At 70.0% G+C, this 19,120-nt stretch carries 13 protein-coding genes; 5 read left to right on the top strand and 8 right to left on the bottom strand.

The window, feature by feature from the left end; translation table 11 throughout:
- Positions 1-175 precede the first annotated feature (175 nt).
- Both dop and arc read right to left on the bottom strand, forming a co-directional pair.
- Entirely contained in the window at positions 176-1,687 is a 1,512-nt protein-coding gene (gene dop, locus ACWD5Q_RS17090; RefSeq protein ID WP_451427804.1) for a depupylase/deamidase Dop, read from the bottom strand.
- 233 nt (positions 1,688-1,920) lie between these two features.
- Positions 1,921-3,687, bottom strand: a complete 1,767-nt coding sequence (gene arc, locus ACWD5Q_RS17085; protein WP_451427803.1) for a proteasome ATPase — start codon at positions 3,685-3,687, stop codon at positions 1,921-1,923.
- A 249-nt stretch (positions 3,688-3,936) separates the two neighbouring features.
- Here arc and ACWD5Q_RS17080 point away from each other — a divergent pair, with 249 nt between their 5' ends.
- Entirely contained in the window at positions 3,937-4,239 is a 303-nt protein-coding gene (locus ACWD5Q_RS17080) for a ferredoxin (RefSeq protein ID WP_451427802.1), read from the top strand.
- Positions 4,240-4,353: 114 nt separating this feature from the next.
- On the opposite strand, the gene ACWD5Q_RS17075 is transcribed toward ACWD5Q_RS17080, so the two are convergent.
- The 3 genes from ACWD5Q_RS17075 to ACWD5Q_RS17065 form a co-directional block, all read right to left on the bottom strand.
- Positions 4,354-4,935, bottom strand: coding sequence for a hypothetical protein (locus tag ACWD5Q_RS17075; protein ID WP_451427801.1), 582 nt, complete (start codon positions 4,933-4,935; stop codon positions 4,354-4,356).
- 213 nt (positions 4,936-5,148) lie between these two features.
- Positions 5,149-6,051, bottom strand: a complete 903-nt coding sequence (locus ACWD5Q_RS17070) for a tRNA (adenine-N1)-methyltransferase (protein ID WP_451427800.1) — start codon at positions 6,049-6,051, stop codon at positions 5,149-5,151.
- A gap of 56 nt (positions 6,052-6,107) precedes the next feature.
- Positions 6,108-7,796, bottom strand: a complete 1,689-nt coding sequence (locus ACWD5Q_RS17065) for a site-2 protease family protein (protein ID WP_451427799.1) — start codon at positions 7,794-7,796, stop codon at positions 6,108-6,110.
- Between the two features lie 252 nt (positions 7,797-8,048).
- Between ACWD5Q_RS17065 and ACWD5Q_RS17060 the strand changes: the two genes are divergently transcribed.
- Together ACWD5Q_RS17060 and ACWD5Q_RS17055 are read left to right on the top strand one after the other, a co-directional pair.
- Positions 8,049-9,083 (top strand): RecB family exonuclease, encoded by a 1,035-nt coding sequence (locus tag ACWD5Q_RS17060; RefSeq protein WP_451427798.1) that lies wholly within the window; start codon positions 8,049-8,051, stop codon positions 9,081-9,083.
- Positions 9,084-9,292: 209 nt separating this feature from the next.
- Positions 9,293-9,964 (top strand): response regulator, encoded by a 672-nt coding sequence (locus ACWD5Q_RS17055; protein WP_451427797.1) that lies wholly within the window; start codon positions 9,293-9,295, stop codon positions 9,962-9,964.
- Between the two features lie 143 nt (positions 9,965-10,107).
- Here the strand turns inward: ACWD5Q_RS17055 and ACWD5Q_RS17050 are convergent, their stop codons facing one another.
- From ACWD5Q_RS17050 to metH, 3 genes are all read right to left on the bottom strand, one after another.
- Positions 10,108-11,712: an ABC transporter substrate-binding protein gene (locus tag ACWD5Q_RS17050; RefSeq protein ID WP_451427796.1), complete on the bottom strand. Its 1,605-nt coding sequence runs from the start codon at positions 11,710-11,712 to the stop codon at positions 10,108-10,110.
- Positions 11,713-12,133: 421 nt separating this feature from the next.
- Entirely contained in the window at positions 12,134-12,835 is a 702-nt protein-coding gene (locus ACWD5Q_RS17045; RefSeq protein WP_451427795.1) for an HAD family hydrolase, read from the bottom strand.
- A 290-nt stretch (positions 12,836-13,125) separates the two neighbouring features.
- On the bottom strand, positions 13,126-16,650 hold the full coding sequence (gene metH / locus ACWD5Q_RS17040; RefSeq protein WP_451427794.1) for a methionine synthase: 3,525 nt from the start codon (positions 16,648-16,650) through the stop codon (positions 13,126-13,128).
- A gap of 268 nt (positions 16,651-16,918) precedes the next feature.
- Here metH and ACWD5Q_RS17035 point away from each other — a divergent pair, with 268 nt between their 5' ends.
- Positions 16,919-17,683, top strand: a complete 765-nt coding sequence (locus ACWD5Q_RS17035) for an IclR family transcriptional regulator (protein ID WP_451427793.1) — start codon at positions 16,919-16,921, stop codon at positions 17,681-17,683.
- Positions 17,684-18,282: 599 nt separating this feature from the next.
- Positions 18,283-19,071, top strand: a complete 789-nt coding sequence (locus ACWD5Q_RS17030; protein ID WP_451427792.1) for an MIP/aquaporin family protein — start codon at positions 18,283-18,285, stop codon at positions 19,069-19,071.
- The last annotated feature ends 49 nt before the right edge of the window (positions 19,072-19,120 follow it).

Here is a 19,120-nt window from a genome sequence, read left to right as displayed (position 1 = left end):
CACCCCGCTCAGTTCGCCCGACATGGTCGGCATTCCTGCCGATCGGTGATGATCAGACCCTACAAGCCCGGTCTGACATCGGCCCCGTGGTTGCTCCAACGTACGGGGACCGCCTCGATGATTCCCGGGCGCCGGGATTTACTACCCTGCCCGGCGAAGCCGCCCGTATGCCCGCTCAGCCGCCGGAGAGCACCCTGACCAGGTCCTCCGCCGTACGGCAGCGGTCCAGCAGCTCCTTGACGTGATTACGCGTTCCGCGAAGCGGTTCGAGGGTTGGGACGCGCTGCAGGGAGTCCCGGCCCGGGAGATCGAAGATCACCGAGTCCCAGGAGGCCGCCGCGACGTCGTCCGCGTACTGCTCCAGGCAGCGGCCGCGGAAGTACGCACGCGTGTCCTCCGGCGGCTTTGTGCGGGCCCGCTCGACCTCGGCCTCGTCCAGGAGCCGCTTCATGCGGCCACGGGCCACCAGGCGGTTGTAGAGGCCCTTCTCGGCACGCACATCGGCGTACTGGAGGTCCACCAGGTGGAGCCGGGCGGCGTCCCAGTCGAGGCCGTCACGGCGCCGGTATCCCTCCATCAGCTCCCGCTTGGCGACCCAGTCCAGTTCGCCGGCCAGGCTCATGGGGTCCCGCTCCAGACGGTTCAGGGTGTCCTCCCAGCGGGCCAGGACATCCTTGGTCTGGTCGTCGGCGTCGGCCCCGAAGCGCTCCTCGACGTACTTGCGCGACAGCTCGTAGTACTCCATCTGGAGCTGGACGGCGGTGAGCGTCCGGCCGCTGCGGAGCGTGACGAGGCGTTTCAGTCCGGGGTCGTGGGAGACCTGGTGGAGGGTGCGTACGGGCTGGTCGACGGCGAGGTCGACGGCGATGAAGCCGTCCTCGATCATCGACAGGACCAGGGCGGTCGTGCCCAGCTTCAGATAGGTCGAGATCTCCGACAGGTTCGCGTCGCCGATGATCACGTGGAGGCGGCGGTACTTCTCCGCGTCCGCGTGCGGTTCGTCGCGTGTGTTGATGATGGGCCGCTTGAGTGTCGTCTCGAGGCCGACCTCGACCTCGAAGTAGTCGGCGCGCTGGCTGAGCTGGAAGCCGTGTTCGTGGCCGTCCTGGCCGATGCCGACGCGACCGGCGCCGGCGATCACCTGGCGGGAGACGAAGAAGGGCGTGAGGTGGCGCACGATGTCCGAGAAGGGCGTCTCCCGCTTCATCAGGTAGTTCTCGTGCGTGCCGTAGGAGGCGCCCTTGTTGTCGGTGTTGTTCTTGTAGAGGTGGATCGGCTGGGCTCCGGGGAGCTGGGCGGCTCGTTCCGCGGCCTCGGCCATGATCCGCTCGCCGGCCTTGTCCCAGAGGACGGCGTCGCGGGGGTTGGTCACCTCGGGGGCGCTGTATTCGGGGTGGGCGTGGTCGACGTACAGGCGCGCGCCATTGGTGAGGATCACATTGGCCAGGCCGATGTCCTCGTCGGTGAGCTGGCTGGCGTCGGCGGCCTCGCGGGCGAGGTCGAAGCCTCGCGCGTCCCGGAGCGGGTTCTCCTCCTCGAAGTCCCAGCGGGCCCGGCGGGCCCGGTGCATCGCCGCCGCGTAGGCGTTGACGATCTGGGATGAGGTGAGCATGGCATTGGCATTGGGGTGGCCGGGGACGGAGATGCCGTACTCCGTCTCGATGCCCATTACTCGCCGTACGGTCATGCGGCCCTCCTTGCCAGGCGGCGCCCTCGGTCGGGGGCGGCGCTCAAGTACCGCTGGTGTTCCGATGCGCGTGCGGTGCCCGTCCCCGCACGGCGCGACGCGGCGGTACGAAAGAGCCTAGAACGCCTTTGCGCTGGTGGGGAGATCATTTGCGGCATTGCCTTGCTCCGGACGTGTCCGGAAAAGCGTCGGCTGCGGGTGCCCGGTGACGGGACCCGCAGCCGTCCTGCCTTCTACAGGTACTGACCGGTGTTCGCCACCGTGTCGATGGAGCGTCCGGTGTCCGCGCCCTGCTTTCCGGTGATCAGGGTACGGATGTAGACGATCCGCTCGCCCTTCTTTCCGGAGATGCGGGCCCAGTCGTCGGGGTTGGTGGTGTTGGGCAGGTCCTCGTTCTCCTTGAACTCGTCCACACACGCCTGGAGGAGGTGGGAGACCCGGAGGCCCTTCTGGTTGTGTTCGAGGAAGTCCTTGATCGCCATTTTCTTGGCACGTCCGACAATGTTTTCGATCATGGCGCCGGAATTGAAGTCCTTGAAGTACAGGACTTCCTTGTCACCGTTGGCGTAGGTGACCTCCAGGAAACGGTTCTCGTCGGACTCGGCGTACATCTGTTCCACGGCGGTCTGGATCATGCCCTGGACGGTGGCCGCCTTGTCGCCCCGGTGCTCGCTGACGTCGTCGGCGTGCAGGGGGAGGTTCTCGGTGAGGTACTTGCCGAAGATGTCCCTGGCCGCTTCGACGTCGGGACGCTCGATCTTGATCTTGACGTCGAGGCGGCCGGGCCGCAGGATCGCGGGGTCGATCATGTCCTCACGGTTGGAGGCGCCGATGACGACCACGTTCTGCAGGCCCTCCACACCGTCGATCTCGGCGAGCAGCTGAGGAACGATGGTGTTCTCCACGTCAGAGCTGACGCCGGAGCCGCGGGTGCGGAAGAGGGACTCCATCTCGTCGAAGAAGACGATGACGGGGGTGCCCTCGCTGGCCTTTTCCCGAGCGCGCTGGAAGACGAGACGGATCTGCCGCTCGGTCTCACCGACGTACTTGTTCAGCAGCTCGGGGCCCTTGATGTTGAGGAAGAAGCTCTTCCCGGCGGCCTGGCCGGTCACCTCGGCGACCTTCTTGGCCAGGGAGTTGGCCACGGCCTTGGCGATGAGGGTCTTGCCGCATCCGGGGGGGCCGTAGAGCAGGACGCCCTTGGGCGGGCGCAGTTCGTGCTCCTTGAAGAGGTCGGGGTAGAGGTACGGCAGCTCGACCGCGTCGCGGATGGCTTCGATCTGTCCCGCAAGGCCGCCGATCTGCTCGTAGCCGATGTCGGGGACCTCTTCGAGGACGAGTTCCTCGACCTCGCTCTTCGGTACGACCTCGTAGACGTAGCCGGAGCGGGGTTCGAGCAGGAGGGCGTCGCCGGGGCGGATGGTGACGTCCAGCAGCGGCTCGGCGAGCCGCACCACCCGTTCCTCGTCGGTGTGCCCGAGCACCAGGGCGCGCTCGCCGTCCTCGAGGACTTCCTTGAGGGTGACGATGTCCCCGACACGCTCGTACTCCATGGCCTCGACCACGTTGAGCGCTTCGTTGAGCATTACTTCCTGGCCGCGGCGGAGTTCTTCGAGCTCCACGCTGGGGCTGACGTTCACCCGGAGCTTGCGGCCCCCGGTGAAGATGTCGGCCGTGCCGTCCTCGTTCGCCTGCAGGAAGACACCGAAGCCGGCCGGCGGCTGGGCGAGCCGGTCGACCTCTTCCTTGAGGGCCACGATCTGGTCGCGGGCCTCACGGAGTGTGTTGGCGAGCCGCTCGTTCTGCGCGGACACGCCGGCCAGGTTGGTCTGCAGCTCGACGATCCGCTCTTCGAGAATCCTCGTGTGTCGCGGAGAGTCGGCGAGCTTGCGTCGCAGGACGGCGATCTCCTGCTCAAGGTAGGCGATCTGCCCGGCCGGGTCCTCGGACCCTCGTCCCGGGCGGATGCCGCGGTTAATGTCGTCGTCGTGGGCTGCCACGGTCCTCACCTCCTCCAAGGGGAGCTGGACGCTTCCAGACCCTACCTGGGTGGGTGTCGATTGAAACCCCTAGATCACAAAGACTGTCGAGGTGTGTCCGATCTTCACCCTTGCGCTCTCCCTCACGCCAGGGGAATACCCAGCGAACATGATTGGAAAGCGGCCGAAGGTAGGGTCGAGGTGTTCAACACCCCTCAGAGCTGGCCGGATTCCCCGGGGCGGCTCCGCGTAGAAAAAACGGCAGGAGAGATGACCGTGCAGCAGGCCGGAGTCGACAGCGAGGCGCTGGAGGTCTGGATCGACCAGGATCTGTGTACCGGTGACGGCATCTGCGCCCAGTACGCGCCCGAGGTCTTCGAGCTGGACATCGACGGGCTCGCCTACGTGAAGGGTCCGGACGACGAGCTTCTGCAGGCCACGGGGGCCACAACCCCCGTGCCGCTGCCGCTTCTCATGGATGTGGTCGACTCCGCGCGGGAGTGCCCCGGCGAGTGCATCCACGTGCGTCGGGTTTCGGACAAGGTGGAGGTCCACGGCCCGGACGCCGAGTGATCGCACGACCACGGAATGTCATTCATGTCTGTTTTCTCACACCGGGTTCGCCCGCCCGACGCCTGAGCGCCCCCGGGGGGCAAGAGCCGTGGGGTCCGGGGGCGGTGAGCGGCGTCACACGGCCTGGGCGCCGGAGGGGGTGGAGCGGATGAACGCACCGCCCCTCCACCGCCATTCGACGGCGTTCTTCACATCGGGGCAGCAACTGGGCACGGCGGCCGAGGAATAGCCGAGCAGGGTCGCGGTGACGGCGGCGTCGTGGACGGCGAGGCCGGTGACCGTGAGCCGGTCCTTGGGATCGACGAGGGTGGCGACGATGCGGGGTTCGGTGGCGCCGACGGCCTGGGTGAGGACGTACGCGCCGTCGGGCGGGGTGCCCATGCTCGCGTCGCAGTGGACGACGGCCACGGTCTCGGGGCGGCCGTCGCCGTCGAGGTCGCCGACGGCCTTCTTGACGACGAGGAGCTTGGCAGGGCCGCAGTCCAGGGGGAAGTCGACCCCGGCGGGGTCGGGGGGCGCGGCCGTGACCGGGGCCGTTGTGCTCCGGGGCTGGGGCTGGGGCTGGGCCGCGGTCGCGGAGCCGGGTTGCAGCAGGGAGGTCAGGGCGATCACACCGGAGAGCGCGGCGGCCGTGGCGACCCAGTGGATGGGCCGGCTGGTGGTGTGCGCGAGTTCCGGAACGGCGGGGTGCTGCACGAGAGAAGTGTCTCCTGTGAGGGCTGTGCCGGTGGGGGTGCCCCGCATCGTGCCACACGTCACAGGGCGGGGGAAACGGCGGGTGCCCCTTCCGGTGGCGTTCGGCGTTCCGGGGGCGCGGGGCCTCAACGGGCGAGCGCCGTGGCGGAGTTCCGCGAAGGGTGCGGGAACTCGGCAACGGCGCTCGTGCGTTGGATGCGGTGCGGGTCCGGCTCAGCCGCCGGCGCCTCCGTCCGCATTGGGGCCGGCGTAGTCCTCGCCGTAGGCGCCCTTGGCGGGGCGGCGGCGCCGCATGGGCGGCTCGACGCCGTCGGCGAGGCGGCGGGCGGTGAGGAGGAAGCCGGTGTGGCCGATCATCCGGTGGTCCGGGCGGACGGCCAGGCCTTCGATGTGCCAGTTGCGGATCATCGTCTCCCAGGCGGTCGGCTCGTTGAAGGAGCCGATCTCGCGGATGGACTCGACGGTCCGGGCGAGCTGGGTGGTGGTGGCCACGTAGCAGCACAGGATGCCGCCGGGGACGAGCGCCTTGGAGACGGCCTCCAGGCACTCCCAGGGGGCGAGCATGTCGAGGATGACGCGGTCGACGTCGGTGTCGCTCAGATTGTCCTGGAGGTCGCCGACGGTGAGCTGCCAGGCGGGGTGGGGGCCGCCGAAGTAGCGTTCCACGTTCTGCTGGGCGATCTCGGCGAAGTCGGCACGGCGCTCGTAGCTGTGCAGCATGCCCTGGTCGCCGATGGCCCGCAGCAGGAAGCTGCTGAGCGAGCCGGAGCCGACGCCGGCCTCCACGACGCGGGCGCCGGGGAAGATGTCGGCGAAGGCGAGGATCTGCCCCGCGTCCTTGGGGTAGACGACGGCGGCCCCGCGGGGCATGGACAGGACGTAGTCGGGGAGCAGGGGGCGCAGCGCGAGATAGGCGACGTTCCCGGTGGTGCGGACAACGCTGCCCTCGGGTGCGCCGATCAGTTCGTCGTGCGGGAAGGAACCCTTGTGGGTGTGGAAGTTCTTCCCGGCTTCGAGCGTGAACGTGTAGTGGCGGCCCTTGGGGTCGGTCAGCTGAACCTGGTCCCCGACCTTGAAGGGCCCGCGACGGCGGGCGGCACCGGTCGGTTCGGACATGTGACCAGCCTACCCGTCGCCGAAGGGGCCGCCGACCATGGGAAGGGGCCGGGGCCTCAGCTGGGGCGGGCCATGGCCTTCACGAAGGCGCGCTCGACGTCCGAGGCGGACAGCACGCCGTAGATCTCGCCGTTCTCCTCGACGACGAGGTACTCGGTCGCGGGGGTGGCGCGCAGGGCGTCGAGGAGGTCCTCACCGGCGAGTTCCGCGGAGACGCGCATGCCGTCGGTCAGCTCCTGGGCGAGTGCGCTGGCGTTGACCCAGGGCCGGCGGTGCTCGGGTACGCCGACGATGGCGGACTCGCGGACGAGCGAGACGGGCCGGCCGTCGCCGTCGACGACTACGAGGGCGCGGGCACCGGCGGCGTTGGCCCGGCGCAGCGCCTCGGACAGGGAGGTGTCGGTCTCGACCGGGACCGCGCGGCGGGTGAGGGTGCGGGCGCGCAGCTCGGGCAGGTGTTCGCGCAGCCGCGCCATGCGGAGGCTGCTTCCGGCGCCGGTCCAGATGATGGCGGCGAGGATGGCGGCGAGCAGGGCGTCGGTGACGGTGTCCATGCCCACGTTGTCCTCGGCGGTGGAGCCGAGGGCGCCCGACTGGGTGAGCAGCGGCAGGCCGATCAGGACCGCGATGGCGAGGGCGCGGCCGACCCAGGCGGCGGCGACGGTGCCGCTCATCGGCCGGCCGGTGATCTTCCAGACGACGGCGCGCAGCATGCGGCCGCCGTCGAGGGGGAGGCCGGGGAGCAGGTTGAAGGCGGCCACGAAGAGGTTGGAGATCATCAGGCCTGCCAGCAGCACGCCCGGGACGGTGCCGGGTTCGACGGGCCGCATGGCGAGGTAGAAGATCCCGGCGAGGACGAGGGAGAGCAGGGGGCCCACGAACGCCAGGACGAACTCCCGGCCCGGGGTCTCGGCCTCCTTCTCGATCTCGGAGACGCCGCCGAAGAACTGGAGCTGGATGCGGCGCACCGGGAGCTTGAAGCGGAGGGCGGCGACGGTGTGGGCCAGCTCGTGGACGAGGACGGAGGCGTAGAAGGCGACCGCGAAGAAGAGGGAGACGAGGTAGCGGGCGGCGCCGAGCTGGGGCAGTACGCGGTCGAGCTGGCCGCCGAACACCCAGGTGATCAGGGCGGCGACGAGGAACCAGCTGGGAGCGACGTAGACGGGGACGCCGAACGGCCGGCCCATGAGGATGCCGCCGCCGGGTTCCCTGGGGCGCTGTGGGGGACGCCCCTGGCCGGAGGTTCCGGCGTGGGCGTGGCTGCGGGCCGAGCGGGTGTGCGGGTCGTCGCCGGGGGGCGGGGTGGCGAAGCCGGAGGCGGGCGGCGGGGTGGCCGCGGAGTCGTCGGCGTGCGGGGAGCCGGGCTCGGGGCCGGTCGGTGGGGTTGGGGGGTCGTGCGGCTCGGGGGCCGTTCGGCTGTCGGGGTGAGCCGGGGCCGGCCGCGGCGCGGGGCGTCCTTCGGGGTCGGGCTCGGCGTCGTGTCCGTCGTCCTGGACCGGCCGGGTGCCCCCGTCGTCGGTGGCCGCCGACGGCCGGCCGTCGGCGGGGGTCTGCGCCTGTCGCTCCTCGGGCACCGCGCGCGCCGGTTCCTCCGGCGCGGTCGGCCCGGTGGGCTCGGTCGTCGGGTGGACCCGGTCCTGCTCGGGACGCGCGGCGTCGGCGGGCCGTGCCGTGGGGGCCGTCTCGCGGTCGGTCGCCTCGTCGTTGCCGGGGCGCGGCCGTCCGCTCCCGCCGCTCTCGTCCACGATGTCCCCTCGATCGAAGCGTCTCCCCGGCCCGGGGTGCCGGGTGGGAGGGTCTGGGTCGATGGTATTCGGCCGTCGCGTCGTGTTCCGCCCCGGCACCCCCTCTGTTCTCCCCGCCGTCGCAGGGACCGCTCGGCTGTCCCGCTCTCCCCGCCGTCGCAGGGACCGCTCGGCCGGCCCGGCACCCGCCGGGCCGGGCCGGGCCGGGCTCGACTGTGTCACTGTCAGTGGCGGGCCGTATGGTCTGTGGGCATGGATACCAGCACCGTCGGCTCCGCCGAGCGGTCCGCCGTGGCCGCCGCGCCTCCGAAGTCGCTGTCGCCCTCGCGCGCCGGCGACTTCATGCAGTGTCCGCTTCTCTACCGCTTCCGGGTGATCGACAGACTGCCCGAGAAACCGAGCGAGGCGGCGACCCGGGGCACGCTGGTGCACGCGGTGCTGGAGCGGTTGTTCGACGCGCCCGCGGTCGAGCGGACCGCGCCCCGGGCCAAGTCCCTCATCCCGGGCCAGTGGGACCGGTTGCGGGAGACGAGGCCGGAGGTCACGGAGCTGTTCGCGGACGATCCGGAGGGCGAGCGGCTGGCGCGCTGGCTGGGCGAGGCGGAGCAGCTCGTGGAGCGCTGGTTCACGCTGGAGGACCCGACGCGCCTGGAGCCGGCCGAGCGCGAGCTGTTCGTCGAGACGGAGCTGGATTCCGGGCTGAAGCTGCGGGGGATCATCGACCGGGTCGACGTCGCGCCCACGGGCGAGGTGCGGATCGTCGACTACAAGACGGGCAAGGCGCCCCGGCCCGAGTACGCCGAGGGCGCGCTGTTCCAGATGAAGTTCTACGCGCTGGTGGTGTGGCGGCTGAAGGGGGTCGTCCCGCGGCGGCTGCAGCTCGTCTATCTCGGCAGTGGTGACGTGCTGACGTACGACCCGGTGCCCGCGGATCTGGAGCGCGTCGAGCGCAAGCTGCTCGCGCTGTGGGAGGCGATCCGGCTGGCGACGGAGACGGGCGTCTGGCGGCCGCGCCCCACGAAGCTGTGCGGCTGGTGCGACCATCAGGCCGTCTGCCCGGAGTTCGGCGGTACTCCCCCGCCGTATCCGCTGCCGGTGCGGGCCTCCGACGGGGGCAGGGCCGGGGGGTCGGGGGGCGCCCCCGAGGAGGCTCAGCCCGTTCCGGCGCAAGCCCCCGGCAAAGACACCGCCACGGGCCCGGCGGGCGCCCCTGGGGAGGCGTTCTCGGTGGGGGTCGGGGTGCCCGAACCGGAAGGCGCCGAGCAGGGCAGAATGGGGCCGGACTAGTGCCCCGGCAGGCAACGTTTGCCCGTCAAGGAGCGGCGTCCGGTGCGTGCTCTCCGCGTGCCGGCCGGAAGCCCTCGTACTGGATGTACTTGGGCTTTCGGGCGGTGCGGCGAGTGGGGGTACCCCCTGCTCGAAGAGCTTGGGGGAGCGTGCCGGGCGTCGCGACGGGGCAAACGTTGCCTGTTGGGGCACTGGCGAAGGAGACTTACGTGGCCGTCCGCGTCCTACTGGTCGACGACCAGCCGCTGCTGCGCACGGGCTTCCGGATGATCCTGGAGGCCGAGCAGGACATCGCGGTCGTCGGCGAGGCCGGAGACGGCCTCCAGGCCCTCGACCAGGTGCGTGCCCTGCAGCCCGATGTGGTGTTGATGGACATCCGTATGCCGCGGATGGACGGGGTGGAGGCGACCCGGCAGATCACCGGGCCGGGGCGGGACGGCCCGGCGAAGGTGCTGGTGCTGACGACCTTCGATCTCGACGAGTACGTGGTGGAGGCGCTGCGCGCCGGTGCCAGCGGCTTCCTCCTCAAAGACGCGCCGGCCGACGAGCTGGTGCAGGCGATCCGCGTGGTCGCGGCGGGCGAGGCGATGCTCGCTCCGAGCATCACGCGCCGTCTGCTCGACAAGTACGCGGAGCATCTGCCGTCCGGGGACGAACCGGTTCCGGACACCCTGCACACCCTCACCGACCGCGAGGTGGAGGTGTTGAAGCTGGTGGCGCGCGGCCTGTCCAACGCGGAGATCGCCGCGGACCTGTTCGTCAGCGAGACCACGGTCAAGACGCACGTGGGTCATGTGCTGACGAAGCTGGGGCTGCGGGACCGGGTGCAGGCGGCGGTGTACGCGTACGAGAGCGGGCTGGTGCGCCCCGGCGCGCAGTAGTTGCTCCCCCGGTCGGCAGCGCGGGGACTTCACGGTGTGGCCGCGAACAGTCCGCCGGCGGTGGGCTGTTGCGCGATGGTCCGCACAGGCAGGCCAAGACCCCCGGGCCGGGCGGCCCGGGGGTCTTGCTCGAGCGGGTCGGGTCAGCCGCTCACACCGCGGCCGAGCTCCCACAGCTGCAGCGTGGAGGAGGAGTTCATCGCGTACTCACTGCCCGTGATGTCGTCCCGGGTGGCGACGTACTGCTTGCCCTGCCACAGCGGGAGGATCGGCACGTCTTCGGCGACGATGTCCTGGATGTCGGTGAGGCTCTTCGACGCGGTGAGGCGGTCGGCCTCGCGCCGGGACTGCGGGATCAGGGTGTTGCGGATCTCGGCGTTGTCGTACGGCGAGCCGAGGGTGTTGTCCTTGTCGAGGAACGGCGCGAGGTAGTTGTCGGCATCCGGGAAGTCGGGGAACCAGCCCATGCCGTAGACGTCGTACGCGCCCTTCTTCTCGGCCGGGCGGAACTTGTCCCAGGGCGTGCCCTCGATGTCGACGTCGAACAGCCCGCTGCCGTTGAGCTGCTCCTTGAGCACCTCGAACTCCTTGGCGGTGGCCGGACCGTAGTGGTCGGTCGTGTAGTGCAGGGTCAGCTTCACCGGGGTGGTGATGTTCGCACTGTTCAGCAGCGTGCGGGCCTTGGCCGCGCTCGGGTCGCTGTACTTGTTGAAGAAGGCGTTGGAGTGGCCGGTGATGGTGGCCGGGACCAGCGAGTACAGCGCCTGGGCCTGGGAGCCGTACACCTTGGAGACCAGGGCGCTGCGGTCGATGACCTGGGCCATGGCCTGGCGGACGGCCTTGTTCTTGACCGTTGCGGCGTCGGTGTTGAAGCCCAGGTAGCGGATTTCGAGGCCGGGCATCTCCACGAGGTTGATGGTGCCGGTCGTGTCGTTCTGGAGCTTGCGGATCTGATCCGGGGACATCGTGCGGGTCATGACGTCGATGTCGCCCTTGTCGAGGGCGGTGCCCATGGTGTCGGCGTCCTTGAAGGACTCCAGAACCACCTTGTTGTTCTTGGGCTTCAGCAGGCCCTTGTAGCTGGGGTTCTTGGTGAAGGTCGCCTTGACCAGCTCATTGTTCGACACCTCGGCCTGCATGGTGTACGGGCCGGAGCCGTCGACCTGGAAGCCGTCGCGCAGCTTGCCCTTCTCGTAGTCCTTGGGGTTGACGATGCCGGCGACCGGCGTCGACAGCTTGAACGGGAAGGTGGCGTCCGCGGTCTTCAGGTGGAAGATGACCTGGTTGTCGCCCTGCGTCTCGACGGTGTCGATCGTGGACAGCAGCGCGAAGACACCGCTGTCGGCCTTGAGCGAGAGGGCACGGTCGATGGAGAACTTCACGTCGGCCGCGGTCACCGGGTCGCCGTTGGCGAACTTCAGGCCGCTGCGCAGCTTGCAGGCGTAGCGCTCGTTGCCGGTGTCGGTGAAGCCGCAGTTCTCGGCGGCCTCGGGCTCGGGCTCGCCCTCGCCGCGGGGCTGGACCATCAGCGTCTGCACGGTCTGCCGGAGGATGTTCCAGCTACCGACGTCGTACGCGTACGCCGGGTCGACGGGCGCGGGCATGTCGCCGGTGGCGGTGAACCGGTCGGTGGTTCCGACGACGATGGCGTCACCACTCTTGCCCCCGCTGTCGGACCCGCCACAGGCAGCGAGGACGGGGGTGAGCAGACCGACGACGGCCGGCAGCACCAAAGTCTTGCGGTTCATGCTCGAGTTTCTCCAGGGCTGTTGGATCCGTGTACCCGTCAAGCAGGGGTGGTGCGAGGGATCACGGGATTGTGGCGATGGTTCTCGCGATGAGATTAGTGCGCGCCCGTACGAGGGCTCACCGCCACCGGAGTTGAGTTCCCATCACGCTGCGAAACCGCTCGTGGACACACCGAAAGACCGCTCGGGGAAGGATTCGTGCAGCGTCTCACCAATCGGGACACAAGGGCACGGCGCGGTCACCCGAACAGGGGGGATCGGCACACTTCACCCTCACTGTCGACCCTCGTGAACGTGACGAACGTCACGAACCCAAGTCCCATGAACTGTACCTGAATTCGGCCAGGCGGCCGGGCATTATTTCATTCGGTGGGACGCCCGGCGGTATTGCGTCCATTCGGGATGCACGCTGGGTGAACGCTCAGGGCATTTCCGTCATCAAACCGCGCAGAAATGGCACGTCGACCTCCTCGAGAGAGGTCACCACGGTGCGGCCGGCGGCAGGAGCGATGGGAGCGACGGACGGCACCGCGACCACCCGGCAGCCGGCCGCCTCGGCGGCCGCGACGCCGGTGGCGGTGTCCTCGATGACCGCGCACCGGGCGGGGTCCACGCCGAGGCCCGAGGCCGCCAGCAGGTAGGGGTCCGGGAACGGCTTGGTGCGCTGCACCTCGTCCCCGGCGACGGTGAGCGCGAAGTGCTGAGGGCCGATCGCGGCCAGGACCCGGTCGATGATGCGCCGGTGCGAGGCGGAGACCAGGGCGGTGGGGATCTCCTGCGCCGCCAGTTCGGCCAGCAGCCGGGCGGCGCCGGGCATCAGGGGCAGGTTGTGGTCGATGCGGGCCTCGAACCCGTCGTTGAGCAGCACACTGAGGTCCGCGAGGGAGATGTCGGCGCCGGTGGCCTCGATCAGGAAGCCCGCGCTGCGCGTCATGGGACCGCCCACCACGACATGGCGCCAGGACTCGTCGAGGGTGTGGCCGAGGGAGGCGAACACCTCGACCTCGACGTCCCACCAGAATCCCTCGGTGTCCACCAGGGTGCCGTCCATGTCGAGGAGCACGGCCTGCAGGGCGAAGCCTTCGGCCGTACGGGTGCCGAGCGCGGGAACCGTGGTGGTCATCCGGCGTACCTCCTTCAAGGGACGACCAGGCCGGTTCCCGGAGAGGAACCGGCCTGCGGTGGACCGACCAGTGTACGACGGTCGCGGGGAAAGTGCGTGGTGGGGCCGGACGGCGCACCCGTCCGCCGGGGGCGGCCCGGCCCCCGGCGGCTTGAACGGTACGGTCCCAGGCCAGGCGCGTGCCCGCGCCGCACACTCGGTGCCGGTCCCAGGCCGGCCGCGCCGGCCGGGCACGCCCGGTGCGGGTCCCGGGCCGGGCGTGCCCGCGGCGCCGGTCCGGCGCGAGGGTGCTATCGGGCGTTGAAGTACTTGGCCTCCGGGTGGTGGATCACGATCGCGTCCGTGGACTGCTCCGGGTGGAGCTGGAACTCCTCCGAGAGACGGACGCCGATCCGCTCCGGCTCCAGAAGCCGGGCGATCTTGGCGCGGTCCTCCAGGTCGGGGCAGGCGCCGTAGCCGAGCGAGAAGCGGGCGCCGCGGTACTTGAGGGCGAACATGTCCTCGATGTCGGCCGGGTCCTCGCCGCCGAAGCCGAGTTCGGCGCGCACCCGCGCGTGCCAGTACTCCGCGAGCGCCTCCGCCAACTGCACGGACAGGCCGTGGAGTTCCAGGTAGTCGCGGTAGGAGTTCGACGCGAAGAGGCGGCCGGTCTCCTCCCCGATCCGGGAGCCGACGGTGACGACCTGGAAGCCCACGACGTCCTGTTCGCCGGACTCCTCGGGGCGGAAGAAGTCGGCCAGGCACAGCCGCCGGCCGCGGCGCTGGCGCGGGAAGGTGAACCGGGTGCGCTCGTTGCCCGCCTCGTCGAGGACGATCAGGTCGTCGTCCTTGGACACGCACGGGAAGTAGCCGTAGACGACGGCCGCTTCGAGGAGGTTCTCCGTCTGGAGCCGGTCGAGCAGGCCGCGCAGCCGGGGCCGTCCCTCGGTCTCGACGAGTTCCTCGTACGTCGGTCCCTCGCCCGTGCGGGCCTGCTTCAGGCCCCACTGGCCCTTGAAGAGCGCGCCCTCGTCCAGCCAGGAGGCGTACTCCTTGAGCGGGATGCCCTTGATGACGCGGGTGCCCCAGAAGGGCGGGGTGGGCAGGGGGTTGTCGGTGGCGACGTCGGAGCGGACGTGCCCCTCCTCGGGCCGCTCCTCGATCTCGACGGTGGCCGCCCGCACCCGGCGCTGCCGCAGTTCGGGCAGCTTGGCTCCGGGCACGCCCCGCTTGACCCCGATGAGCGCGTCCATCAGCCGCAGCCCCTCGAACGCGTCGCGGGCGTAGCGGACCTCGCCCTCGTACAGCTCGTGCAGGTCCTGTTCGACATACGCGCGGGTGAGCGCCGCGCCGCCGAGGATGACCGGGTAGCCGGCCGCGAGGCCCCGCTGGTTCAGCTCCTCCAGGTTCTCCTTCATGATCACCGTGGACTTGACCAGGAGCCCGGACATGCCGATGACGTCGGCCCGGTGTTCCTCGGCGGCCTCCAGAATCGCGGAAACCGGCTGCTTGATGCCGAGGTTGACGACGTTGTACCCGTTGTTGGACAGGATGATGTCGACGAGGTTCTTGCCGATGTCGTGGACGTCGCCGCGCACGGTGGCGAGCACGATGGTGCCCTTGCCGGCCTCGTCGGTCTTCTCCATGTACGGCTCGAGGTAGGCCACGGCGGACTTCATGACCTCCGCGGACTGGAGCACGAACGGCAGTTGCATCTGGCCGGAGCCGAACAGCTCACCGACGACCTTCATGCCGTCCAGGAGCGTCTCGTTGACGATGTCGAGGGCCGGGCGGGTCTGCAGGGCCTCTTCGAGGTCGGCTTCCAGGCCGTTCTTCTCGCCGTCGATGATGCGCCGCTTGAGGCGTTCGTCCAGCGGCAGCGCGGCCAGTTCCTCGGCCTTGCCCGCCTTCAGCGACATGGCGGTGGCGCCCTCGAACAGCGCCATCAGCTTCTGCAGTGGGTCGTAGCCCTCGGCACGGCGGTCGTAGATCAGGTCGAGGGCCGTCGCGACCTGCTCCTCGTCGAAGCGCGCGATCGGCAGGATCTTCGAGGCGTGGACGATCGCGGAGTCGAGTCCTGCCTTGACGCACTCGTCGAGGAAGACGGAGTTGAGCAGGATGCGGGCGGCCGGGTTGAGGCCGAAGGAGATGTTCGACAGCCCCAGCGTGGTCTGTACGTCGGGGTGGCGCCGCTTCAGCTCGCGGATCGCCTCGATGGTGGCGATGCCGTCCTTGCGGGACTCCTCCTGGCCGGTGCAGATGGTGAAGGTCAGGGTGTCGACGAGGATGTCCTCCTCACGGATGCCCCAGGTGCCGGTCAGGTCGGCGATCAGCCGCTCGGCGATCTCGACCTTCGTCTCGGGCGTACGGGCCTGGCCCTGCTCGTCGATGGTCAGTGCGATGAGCGCGGCACCGTGCTCGCGCGCGAGCCGGGTCACCTTCGCGAACCGCGACTCCGGTCCGTCGCCGTCCTCGTAGTTGACCGAGTTGATGACGGCTCGTCCGCCGAGCTTCTCCAGGCCCGCGCGGAGGACGTCGACCTCGGTGGAGTCGAGGACGATCGGCAGGGTGGAGGCGGTGGCGAACCGGCCGGCCAGTTCCTCCATGTCGGCGACGCCGTCGCGGCCCACGTAGTCCACGCACAGATCGAGCATGTGGGCGCCCTCGCGGATCTGCTCCCGGGCCATCTCCACGCAGTCGTCCCAGCGGCCCTCCAGCATGGCCTCGCGGAACTTCTTGGAACCGTTGGCGTTGGTGCGCTCGCCGATCGCCAGGTAGGCGGTGTCCTGACGGAACGGCACGCTCTGGTAGAGGGAGGCGGCGCCCGGCTCGGGCCGGGGGCTGCGCTCGACCGGGGCGAGGTCGCGGACTCGCTCGACGACCTGGCGCAGATGCTCGGGGGTGGTGCCGCAGCAGCCGCCGACCAGGGAGAGACCGTAGTCGCGGACGAAGTTCTCCTGGGCGTCGGCGAGGCCCTTCGGACCGAGCGGGAAGTGCGCGCCGTCCTTGGTGAGCACCGGCAGTCCGGCGTTCGGCATGCACAGCAGCGGGATGCGCGCGTGACGCGTGAGATAGCGCAGGTGCTCGCTCATCTCCGCCGGGCCGGTGGAGCAGTTCAGGCCGATCATGTCGATGCCGAGGGGCTCCAGCGCGGTCAGCGCCGCGCCGATCTCGGAACCGAGCAGCATGGTGCCGGTGGTCTCGAAGGCCATCGAGCACAGCAGGGGCACCTCGATGCCGGTGGCCTCCATGGCGCGGCGGGCGCCCAGGACCGATGCCTTCGTCTGCAGCAGGTCCTGGGTGGTCTCGACGATGAGGGCGTCGGCGCCGCCGGCGAGCAGGCCCTCGGCGTTGGCCTGGAAGCCGTCGCGGATGGTGGTGTAGGCGACGTGGCCGAGGGTGGGCAGCTTGGTGCCGGGGCCGATGGAGCCCAGCACCCAGCGCTGGCGGGCGTCATCGGCGGCGAACGTGTCGGCGACCTCGCGGGCGATCCGGGCGCCCGCCTCGGACAGTTCGTACACCCGGTCGGCGATCTCGTACTCGGCCATGGCCGCGTGGTTGGCCCCGAAGGTGTTGGTCTCCACGCAGTCGACGCCCACGGCGAAGTACGCCTCGTGGACGGAGCGGACGATGTCGGGGCGGGTGAGGTTGAGGATCTCGTTGCAGCCTTCGAGGCCCTGGAAGTCCTCCAGGGTCGGATCCTGCGCCTGGAGCATCGTGCCCATCGCGCCGTCGGCCACCACGACACGGGTGGCGAGGGCTTCCCGGAGGGCGTCGGTCCGGGTCCTGCTGTCGGTGGCGGCGGACGAAGGGGACGGGTTCGGCAACGAGGCCATGGAAGATGCTCCCTGGAGTGCGACGGCTGTCGGCTTTGCGCTTCCCGCGGAAGGCGCACGCGGTCAGGGTAGCCCCCGGGGGGCCCTAGGGTCAGAGGCGTCCACGGGGCGGACGCGCGTGCCTCGTGTGACCCGCACGGGATTTCCCACGGAACGGATGACGACCGCCTATTGGCAGGAGGTCGGCGGCGACCGGTAGTGTTCGGCATTGCCGAACGGTGGGATGCAACGGTCGGCGGTCGGACGACGGACGGAGGCGGGGACGGCGATGGCACGGAACATCCAGTCGCTCGAACGGGCGGCCGCGATGCTGCGGCTGCTCGCGGGCGGCGAGCGACGGCTCGGCCTGTCGGACATCGCCTCGTCGCTGGGCCTCGCCAAGGGCACGGCCCACGGCATACTCCGCACGCTCCAGCAGGAGGGGTTCGTCGAACAGGACACCGCCTCGGGCCGCTATCAGCTGGGGGCCGAACTGCTGCGCCTCGGAACCACCTATCTCGATGTGCACGAACTGCGGGCGCGTGCCCTGGTGTGGACGGACGACCTGGCCCGCGCGAGCGGTGAGAGCGTCTACCTGGGGGTGCTGCACCAGCACGGCGTGTTGATCGTGCACCACGTCTTCCGGCCCGACGACAGCCGGCAGGTCCTGGAGATCGGGGCCATGCAGCCACTGCACTCCACGGCCCTCGGCAAGGTGCTGTCGGCGTACGACCCGGTGGCGCACAGCGAGGCGCTGGAGAATGACCGGAAGGCGTTCACCGACCGGACCGTGTGCGAGCTGGACGACTTCGAGCACCTCCTCGACCTGACCCGGGCGCGGGGGTACGCGGCCGATATAGAGGAGACATGGACCGGGGTGGCCTCGGTGGCGGCACCGATCCACGACCGGCGGCGGATGCCGGTGGGCGCGGTGGGCATCACCGGCGCCGTGGAACGGGTGTGCCGGGACGGCGAGCTGCGCCCCGAGCTGATCGCGGCGGTCCGCGACTGCGCCCGCGCGGTGTCCCGGGACCTGGGCGCCGGGCGGTTCTGAGCCCTCCGAGCCCCTCGCGCTCGAACCGGAGCCGAGGAGCACGGGGCCGGTACACGTAGGCCGGTACACGTGGGACGTGCCGCCCCTGTTCGCGTGGACTCGCGCGCATCCGCGGCCCTGTACGCGCCCGCGACCTTTCGCGTATCCGCCGGGGGACGTTGCGCGCGGACGTTGCGCACGCCCGCGCCCCTTTACGCGCCCCCGCGCGCCCCCGTGCCCCCAACACCCCGCGCCGCTTCACCGACCCACTGACAAGCGGTACAAAAGGTCACAATCCGGCGCGAAACCCTTACCCCCCACCCGCCTTCACCCCGGGCAGCCACGAAACGTACGCACGCGCACGCCATGCGCGCTCACGCCATGAGCGATAACTTACTGCGATAAATAACGATCCTGTATTCGATTACCGAACCCTTGACGATCCAACGAACCGGAAGCGAGACTCCCGTCCATCGGTCGACATTGTCGAACACCTTCCGGCAATACGCGTTAGGGTGTGACAGTGCCACGGGCCGGCATCGCTCTCACCCCCGAGGGCGCGGACCACCGGAGGGACCCGGGGTCCGCCTTCCCCTGGACGAAGGACAAAGGAGTCGCGGGTGTCCAGCTCCGACATCTTCATCGGCGAGACCATCGGTACCGCCATACTCATCCTGCTCGGTGGCGGCGTGGTCGCCGCCGTCTCGCTGAAGGCCTCCAAGGCCCGCAACGCCGGCTGGCTCGCCATCACCTTCGGGTGGGGTTTCGCCGTACTGACAGCGGTGTACACCTCGGCACCGCTCTCCGGTGCCCAACTCAACCCGGCCGTGACGCTCGCGCTCGCCATCAAGGACGGCGACTGGAGCAACGTGCCGGTCTACTGGGCCGGCCAGTTGCTCGGCGCCATGATCGGTGCCGCCCTGGTCTGGGTCGCCTACTACGGGCAGTTCCAGGCCCACCTCACCGACAAAGAGATCGTCGGCGGTCCGGGGGCGCAGGACACCAAGGCCGTGGAGGCCGAGGAGACCCAGGCCGGCCCCGTGCTCGGCATCTTCTCCACCGGTCCCGAGATCCGGAACACGGTGATGAACCTGGCCACGGAGATCATCGGCACGCTCGTGCTGGTGCTCGCGATCCTCACCCAGGGCCTGAACGACAAGGGCAACGGCCTGGGCACCCTGGGCGCGCTGATCACCGCGCTCGTGGTGGTCTCGGTCGGCCTCTCCCTGGGCGGCCCCACCGGCTACGCGATCAACCCGGCCCGTGACCTCGGTCCGCGTATCGTGCACGCACTCCTCCCCCTGCCCAACAAGGGCGGCTCCGACTGGGGCTACGCCTGGATCCCGGTCGTCGGTCCGCTGATCGGCGGCGCGATCGCCGCAGGCCTATACAACGTCGCCTTCGCCTGAGAAGACCGAGCACCCTTCCGGACCTCTCGCTCTCGGCACCGCGCCGTAC

This window comes from Streptomyces sp. NPDC002513 (genome assembly GCF_053595355.1).
The sequence above is the reverse complement of the archived record's forward strand: the minus strand, read 5'-3'. Positions and strand labels throughout refer to the sequence as shown.

What these genes read in the sequence shown, in the direction of transcription:
- metH (WP_451427794.1), bottom strand. Translation starts at nt 16,650, where the DNA reads ATGGCCTCGTTGCCGAACCCGTCCCCTTCGTCCGCCGCCACCGACAGC.
- ACWD5Q_RS17035 (WP_451427793.1), top strand. Translation starts at nt 16,919, where the DNA reads ATGGCACGGAACATCCAGTCGCTCGAACGGGCGGCCGCGATGCTGCGG.
- ACWD5Q_RS17050 (WP_451427796.1), bottom strand. Translation starts at nt 11,712, where the DNA reads ATGAACCGCAAGACTTTGGTGCTGCCGGCCGTCGTCGGTCTGCTCACC.
- ACWD5Q_RS17080 (WP_451427802.1), top strand. Translation starts at nt 3,937, where the DNA reads ATGACCGTGCAGCAGGCCGGAGTCGACAGCGAGGCGCTGGAGGTCTGG.
- ACWD5Q_RS17045 (WP_451427795.1), bottom strand. Translation starts at nt 12,835, where the DNA reads ATGACCACCACGGTTCCCGCGCTCGGCACCCGTACGGCCGAAGGCTTC.
- ACWD5Q_RS17070 (WP_451427800.1), bottom strand. Translation starts at nt 6,051, where the DNA reads ATGTCCGAACCGACCGGTGCCGCCCGCCGTCGCGGGCCCTTCAAGGTC.
- dop (WP_451427804.1), bottom strand. Translation starts at nt 1,687, where the DNA reads ATGACCGTACGGCGAGTAATGGGCATCGAGACGGAGTACGGCATCTCC.
- ACWD5Q_RS17060 (WP_451427798.1), top strand. Translation starts at nt 8,049, where the DNA reads ATGGATACCAGCACCGTCGGCTCCGCCGAGCGGTCCGCCGTGGCCGCC.